Origin of the sequence: Kineococcus glutinatus, from assembly GCF_039542765.1 — a bacterium.
GTDB classification, from domain to species: domain Bacteria; phylum Actinomycetota; class Actinomycetes; order Actinomycetales; family Kineococcaceae; genus Kineococcus_A; species Kineococcus_A glutinatus.
The window spans coordinates 1-6,673 of record NZ_BAABIL010000287.1 but is presented as its reverse complement, the minus strand read 5'-3'; the positions used below and the strand labels follow the sequence as shown (position 1 = coordinate 6,673).

5 protein-coding genes and 2 pseudogenes are annotated in these 6,673 nt (G+C 75.2%); 2 read left to right on the top strand and 5 right to left on the bottom strand.

Annotation, left to right across the window (positions count from 1 at the left end; translation table 11 throughout):
• A pseudogene (locus ABEB16_RS22810) lies at positions 1-76 on the bottom strand (cell division ATP-binding protein FtsE); the annotation flags it as partial.
• Between ABEB16_RS22810 and ABEB16_RS11405 the strand changes: the two are divergent.
• A complete protein-coding gene (locus tag ABEB16_RS11405; protein WP_425560165.1) occupies positions 75-380 on the top strand; it encodes a hypothetical protein in 306 nt (101 codons plus the stop codon). The pseudogene ABEB16_RS22810 and the gene ABEB16_RS11405 overlap by 2 nt on opposite strands.
• A 42-nt stretch (positions 381-422) precedes the next feature.
• Here the strand turns inward: ABEB16_RS11405 and ABEB16_RS11400 are convergent, their stop codons facing one another.
• The 4 genes from ABEB16_RS11400 to ABEB16_RS11385 all read right to left on the bottom strand — a co-directional run bounded on the left by ABEB16_RS11400 (position 423) and on the right by ABEB16_RS11385 (position 5,813).
• A complete protein-coding gene (locus tag ABEB16_RS11400) occupies positions 423-1,646 on the bottom strand; it encodes an osmoprotectant NAGGN system M42 family peptidase (RefSeq protein ID WP_425560166.1) in 1,224 nt (407 codons plus the stop codon).
• A 142-nt stretch (positions 1,647-1,788) separates the two neighbouring features.
• Positions 1,789-3,585, bottom strand: a complete 1,797-nt coding sequence (gene ngg, locus ABEB16_RS11395; protein ID WP_345712370.1) for an N-acetylglutaminylglutamine synthetase — start codon at positions 3,583-3,585, stop codon at positions 1,789-1,791.
• A complete protein-coding gene (locus ABEB16_RS11390; RefSeq protein ID WP_345712369.1) occupies positions 3,585-5,369 on the bottom strand; it encodes an N-acetylglutaminylglutamine amidotransferase in 1,785 nt (594 codons plus the stop codon). Before ABEB16_RS11390 ends, ngg begins: the two co-directional genes overlap by 1 nt.
• A 90-nt stretch (positions 5,370-5,459) precedes the next feature.
• Complete coding sequence (locus ABEB16_RS11385) at positions 5,460-5,813, bottom strand: HIT domain-containing protein (RefSeq protein WP_345712368.1); 354 nt, start codon at positions 5,811-5,813, stop codon at positions 5,460-5,462.
• Between the two features lie 207 nt (positions 5,814-6,020).
• On the opposite strand from ABEB16_RS11385, the pseudogene ABEB16_RS11380 reads away from it, so the two are divergent.
• Positions 6,021-6,536, top strand: a pseudogene (locus ABEB16_RS11380) (SigE family RNA polymerase sigma factor); the annotation flags it as partial.
• Positions 6,537-6,673: the final 137 nt, after the last annotated feature.

Sequence of the window (6,673 nt, the reverse complement as noted above, 5' to 3'; positions counted from 1 at the left end):
CGCGCTGCTGCTCGCCGCCGGACAGCTCGTGCGGGCGCCGCTTGCCCTTGCCCTCCAGGCTGCTGGGCACCGACGTGCGCTGCCTGTACGCCTTCCTGACCACCGCCGACCGCGAGCTCGTCGAGCACGCCACCGGCGAGGACGTCGGCGGCGACGCGGCCGAGGCGCCCGTCGTCGCGTTCGCGCTGCACATCGCGCGCGACCGCGAGGCGGAGGTCCTCAAGCCCAACCAGGAGGTGACGATCCGGTACCTCTACGAGTCGGCGCGCCGCTACCAGGAGGCCGGGATCGAGGACCACCCCTTCACCGGCGAGGTGATGGAGCGGGCCCTGGAGTACCTGGCGATGAACTCCGCCGGCGTCGTCGACGTCACCGTCTGAGCGGCCCCGCACCGCCCGCACCGCGGCGCCCAGCCCCCGCGCTCAGCCCTCCGCGCCCGCCTCCGCCCACACCGTGCGGTCCACCGGCTCCAGGTCCGCCGGCTGCACGCTCGTCGACGGGAAGTCGTCCAGGGCGCCGGAGGCGTGGCGGTCCCAGTCGGAGAACGTCAGGTCGCTCTGCAGGTAGACCGCCAGCAGCCGGGTCAGCGCCACCAGCCCGTCGATGTGGGTGCGCTCGTGCCCGTGGCTGGACTCCACCCCGAAGCCGAGCAGCGCCGCCCGCGCCTCCACCCCGGCCTCCAGGGCCGGCGCCACGTCGGAGCGGTAGTGCCGGTACACGTCGCGGCGCACCGGGATGCCGTGCTCGTCGGCCAGGGCGTGGATGCGGCGGGAGAGGTGGTAGTCGAAGGGGCCCGTCATGTCGAGCATGCCGATGTTGGCGGTCTCCTCCCGCGAGGACTGCCCCGGCGCGACGACCGCGTTGTCCACCGCCACCATCTCCGCCAGGTCCGGGGCCAGGCCGTGGGTGGCGCCGAAGCCGACCTCCTCGCCGATCGTGACCAGCAGCTGGGCGGTCACCGCCACGGTGGCGCGCGCGTCCACGATCGCCTTGACCGCGGCCAGGCAGCAGGCCAGCCCCGCCTTGTCGTCGAGGTGGCGGGACTTCACGTAACCGCCGCGCGTCACCTGCGGGCTGGCGTCCAGCGCCACGAAGTCGCCGACGGAGATGCCCAGCTCCAGCAGGTCGCGGACGGTCTCCACGGGCTCGTCGACGCGGACCTCCACCTGGTCCCAGCCCACGCCCTGGGTGTCGATCTCGTCGCCGTAGGTGTGCCCGCTGCTCTTCAGCGGCAGCACGGTGCCCGTGTAGACGCGGTCGGGGTCGTCGGTGAAGACCGTGACGTGGGCGCCCTCGGAGAAGCGGGCGCTGTGGCTGCCGACGGGGACGACCTCCAGGCGGCCGTTGTCCTGCAGCCGCTTGACCATGCAGCCGATCGTGTCCGCGTGGACCATGACGGCGCGGCGCACCGCGCCCGCCCCGCCACCGATGGTCGCGCGCAGGATGCCGCGGCGGGTCAGGTCGAACGGGATGCCCAGCTCGGAGATGCGCTCCCCGACGTACTGCATGACGCCGTCGGTGCGCCCCGACGGGCTGGGCGTGCGCAACAGCTCCAGCAGCACCGTCTGCAGGTACTCCCGGTCCACGGGGACGTCCCGCGGCTGCGCCCCGCCCGACCCCGCCGCCCCGGAACCACCGGACCGCACCACCCGCTGCTGCGCCACCACGACGCTCCTCCCGCTCGTCCGCCCGCGCCCCGCGGGCCCGGTCGCTCCTGAGATCGTCGCGCACTCCGGGCCGCGATGACCTGCCGGGGCGGCGGGCGGTGGTCGGCCGCACCGCGACGGGTCAGGGCGCCCCGCCCACCCGCAGCAGCTCGCGGGTCTCGGGGAAGAGCAGGTCCACGAACCGCTGCGCCGTGGGGCGCGGCTCGTGGTTGGCCAGGCCCGGGCGCTCGTTGGCCTCGATGAGCACGTGCTCGGCGCCGGCCGGGTCCGGCACCAGGAAGTCCAGCCCCGTCACCGGGATGCCGATCGCCCGGCTGGCCGCCACCGCCGCGCGCGCCACCTCCGGGTGCAGCTCGTCGGTGACGTCGTCCAGCGTGCCGCCGGTGTGCAGGTTCGCCGTGCGCCGCACCCGCAGCTCCTGCCCGCGGGGCAGCACGTCGTCCAGGGAGTACCCGGCGGCGCGGACCACCGCCTCGGTGGTGGCGTCCAGCGGCACGCTGGACTCCCCGTGCGTGGCGGCCTGCCGGCGGGCGCTGAGCTGCTGCACCAGGCGGCGCACCGGGTCGTGGCCGTTGCCGACGACCGTCGCGGGCCGGCGCACCGCGGCGGCCACCACCTCGTGGTCGATGACGACGACGCGCAGGTCGTCGCCGGCCACCAGCTCCTCCACGAGCACGTCGGGGCAGTGCCGCGCCGCCTCCGCCACCGCCGCGGCGAGCTCGCCGGCCGCCACCCCGACGCTGATGCCCTTGCCCTGCTCCCCGCGGGCCGGCTTGACGACCACCGGACCCGTCTCGGCCACCAGCCGCTGCGCGGCGGCCAGCCCGTCCCCGTCGCCGGCGCCGGACAGCTCCACCCCCCGCGGCACCCGCAGCCCCGCCCCGGCCAGCAGCCGGCGCGTGACGCGCTTGTCGTCGCAGCGGCTCATCGCCACCGCGCTCGTCAGCTCCGACAGCGACTCGCGGGTCAGGATCCGCCGCCCCGCGAACGACAGCCGCATCTCCCCCGAGGGCACGTCCGTCACCTGCACGCGGATCCCGCGGCGCAGCGCCTCCTCCGCGACGATCCGGGCGTACGGGTTGAGGTCGTCCACCCCGTCCGGCCGCGGGGCGAACAGCGGCTGGTTGATGGGGTTCTTCCGCTTCACCACCACCGGCGGGGACGGGGCGAACCCCAGCCTGCGGTACAGCGCGATCGCGCCGGTGTTGGTGTGCAGCACCGACAGGTCCAGGTGGCTGCGGCCGCGGCCGATGTAGCGCTCGGCCAGGACCCGCACGAGCGCCTCACCGGTGCCGCGCGGCGCCGACGTCGGATCCGCCGCCAGGCACCACAGGCTGCTGCCGTTCTCCGGGTCCTCGAAGGCCAGCAGGTGGTCCACCCCGGTGACCGTGCCCACGACGGCGTCGGTGCGCGGGTCGATCGCCACCAGGTAGGTGAACGTGCGGGTGCGGTGGTTGGCCCACATGACCTCCACGTCGGAGGGCACCATCCCGCACGCGGCGTAGATGCGGTTGACCTCCTCCAGCTCCGCGCGGGAGCGCACCATCCGCACGAACACGTCCGCGTTGCGGTCCCGCGGCGGGCGGTACTGCGCCAGCTGCAGGCGGAACGTGTAGGAGGGGTCCACGAACAGCTCGTGCGGGGCCGTGCCCACCAGCACCTGCGGGTCGCGCACGTAGATGGCGATGTCCCGCTCCCCGCTCTCCTCCGCCCGCAGCGCGTCGACGATGTCGCGGGAGTCGGCGAACGTCTGCCCGAACACCAGCCGGCCCCAGCCCATGTCGAGGACGACGTCGCGGCCCATCCCCCGCAGCAGGTGCGCCGGCGGGGGTTGCCAGGCGCGGGTGGACAGCTGCGGCGCCGCCTCGTGCCGGTGCCGGCGCAGACCGGCGACGCCGGCGCGCCCCCGCCGGCCCATCAGCGGATCCCGTGCTGCTGCAGCCACATCTCCAGCAGCCCGAGCTGCCAGAGCTTGTTGCCGCGCAGCGGTGTCAGCTCCGCGTTGGGCTCGCGCAGCAGCTGCGCGACGTACTCCGGGCGGAACAACCCCCGGGCGCGGGCGTCCTCGGCGGACAGGGCGTCGCGGACCACGTCGAGGACCTTGCCCTGCAGGTGGGTGATCGCCGGCACGGGGAAGTAGCCCTTGGGCCGGTCGATGACCTCGGCGGGGATGATGCGCCGCCCGACCCGCTTGAGGACCCCCTTGCCGCCCTCGGCGAGCTTGAGCTCCGGCGGCACCGCCGCGGCCAGCTCCACCAGGTCGTGGTCGAGGAACGGCACCCGGGCCTCCAGGCCCCAGGCCATCGTGGTGTTGTCGACCCGCTTGACGGGGTCGTCGACCAGCATCACCTCGGTGTCCAGCCGCAGCGCGGCGTCGACGGCCGTCTCGGCGCCCGGGCGGGCGAAGTGCGCGGCCACGAAGTCGCGGGAGACGTCGCGGTCGGCCAGCCACCCCGGCGCCAGCACCCGCGACAGCTGCGCGTGGTCGCGGTCGAAGAAGGCGCGCGCGTAGGCGTCCACGGCCTCCTCCCGGCCGACCCCCGCCAGCGGCGGGTACCAGTGGTAGCCGGCGAAGACCTCGTCGGCGCCCTGCCCGGACTGCACGACGGAGATGTCGCGGGACACCTCCCGCGAGAGCAGGTCGAAGGCGACCACGTCGTGGCTGACCATCGGCTCGTGCATGATCCCCACGGCGTGGTCCAGGGCGCCGACCAGCTCGTCGCCGGTGACGCGGATGCGGTGGTGGTCGGTGGCGTAGCGCTCGGCGATGACGTCGGAGTAGGCGAACTCGTCGCCCTCGCGCCCGCCCACGGACTCGAAGCCGATGCTGAAGGTGGCCAGGCCGGACTGCCCGGCCTCGGCGAGCAGGCCGACGATGAGGCTGGAGTCCAGCCCGCCGGACAGCAGCACCCCCACCGGCACGTCGGCCACGGTGCGCCGGCGCACGGCGGTGCGCAGCGCCTCCAGCACGGCGTCCTCCCAGTCGCGCTCGGAGTACGCGGCGAACTCCGCCCGGCGGGTGTGCGAGGGCTCCCACCACCGGTGCTCGCGGCTGCGCCCGTCGGCCTCCACCACGCGCATCGTGGCCGGCGGCAGCTTGCGCACGCCCTTGACGATCGTCAGCGGCGCGGGCACCACCGCGTGCCAGCTCAGGTAGTGGTGCAGCGCCTCGGGGTCGATGGTGGTGTCGACGTCCCCGGCGGCCACCAGCGCGGGCAGGCTGGAGGCGAACCGCAGCCGGCCGGGGGTCTCGGCCAGGTACAGCGGCTTGATCCCCAGCCGGTCGCGCACCAGCACCACGCGGCCGGAGTCGCGCTCGTGCAGCACCACGGCGAACATCCCGACGAGGTGGTCCACGAAGGACTCCCCCCAGCGGTGGTACGCCTTGAGGATCACCTCGGTGTCGCTGTGGCCGGCGAACCGGTAGCCGTGCCCGAGCAGCTCCTCGCGCAGCTCCCGGTAGTTGTAGATGCAGCCGTTGAAGACGCCGGTGAGGCCCAGCTCGAGGTCGTGCATGGGCTGGGCGCCGCACTCGGACAGGTCGATGATCGACAGCCGCCGGTGCCCGAAGGCGATGCGGCCCTGCGCCCAGGTGCCCTGCCCGTCCGGGCCGCGCGGGGCCAGGACCTCGGACATCCGCTGCACCGCCGCGACGTCCGCCGCCCGCCCGTCGAAGGTGATCTCACCGCAGAGTCCGCACATGGCAGGACATCCAACCGCCGTCCGCCGCCCGCCGCAGCCGGAGGAGGCCCGGGTCACAGGGAGTTCACACGCCGCGGCGCGGCTGTGAGCTCACAGGTCGGTGAACGACAGCCCCTCGCCGCCGAGGACGTGGGCGTGCACGTGGAACACCGTCTGCCCCACCGCGGCACCGGTGTTGAACACCAGGCGGAACTGCCCGCCGCACTCGGCGTCGGCGATGCGCTGGGCGACGGCGACCACGTGGGCCAGCGTCTGCGGCGACGCCGCCGCCAGCGCGGTCACGTCGGGGTAGCGGGTGCGCGGCACGACGAGGACGTGGGTGGCGGCCTTGGGGGCGATGTCGCGGAAGGCGACGACGACGTCGTCGCTGTGCACCACGTCGGCCGGCACCTCCCCCGCGATGATCCGCAGGAACAGGTCCTCCTCGCGCGGCGCCTCGCTCATGGGGGTCACGCTAGCGACCCGGCCGGTGCCCGGCCCGGGCACCGGCGTCCGGTTGGATGGCCGCCGTGCAGCCGACGACGACAGCCCCGCCCGAACCCGGTGCGCCCCGCGTGTCAACCGGCGACCCCGCCGGCCCGTGGAACCGACGTGACAGCGGTGCGTGCGGCGGCGGTGGGCGGGACGGGGGTGGCGGGCGTGCTCGATGACGTGCGCCCCGTGGCGCCCCAGGACGACGACCCGCGGACGTGGGACGCCGACGACGCCGTGAGCGCCCTCTACGCCGCGCACTGGCGCCGGCTCGTGGGGCTGGCCGTGCTGCTGGTGCACGACCGGGCCAGCGCGGAGGAGTGCGTCCAGGACGCCTTCGTCGCGCTGCACCCCCGCTGGCGCCGCCTCGCCGAGCCCGACCGCGCGCTGGCCTACCTGCGCCAGAGCGTCGTCAACCGCGCCCGCGACGTGCTGCGCCACCGCGAGGTGGTGGCCCGCCGCCGGCCGCTGCCCGACCCGGAGCCGGAGGGCCCCGAGGAGCTGGCGGTGCGCTCCGCCGAGCACCGCCTCGTCCTCGCCGCCCTCGACGCCCTGCCGCTGCGCCAGCGCGAGGTGCTCGTGCTGCGCTACTCCGCCGAGCTGTCCGAGGCGGAGATCGCCACCGCGCTGGGCATCAGCCGCGGCGCCGTCAAGACGCACGCCTCCCGGGGGATGGCCGCGCTGCGCGCCACCGTCGGGCAGGACCTGCCCACCCCGCAGCGCCCACCGGCCCTGCAGCACCCACCCACCGGGTCCCGCACCCGCCGCCAGGAGGAGCGCCCGTGACCGGCGACCACCGCACCGACGACCACGCCGGCGACCACCGCGACGAC

Bases quoted from the DNA above. Each gene is read 5' to 3' on its own strand.
- ngg (WP_345712370.1), bottom strand. From the start codon at position 3,585: ATGGGCCGGCGGGGGCGCGCCGGCGTCGCCGGTCTGCGCCGGCACCGG.
- ABEB16_RS11390 (WP_345712369.1), bottom strand. From the start codon at position 5,369: ATGTGCGGACTCTGCGGTGAGATCACCTTCGACGGGCGGGCGGCGGAC.
- ABEB16_RS11385 (WP_345712368.1), bottom strand. From the start codon at position 5,813: ATGAGCGAGGCGCCGCGCGAGGAGGACCTGTTCCTGCGGATCATCGCG.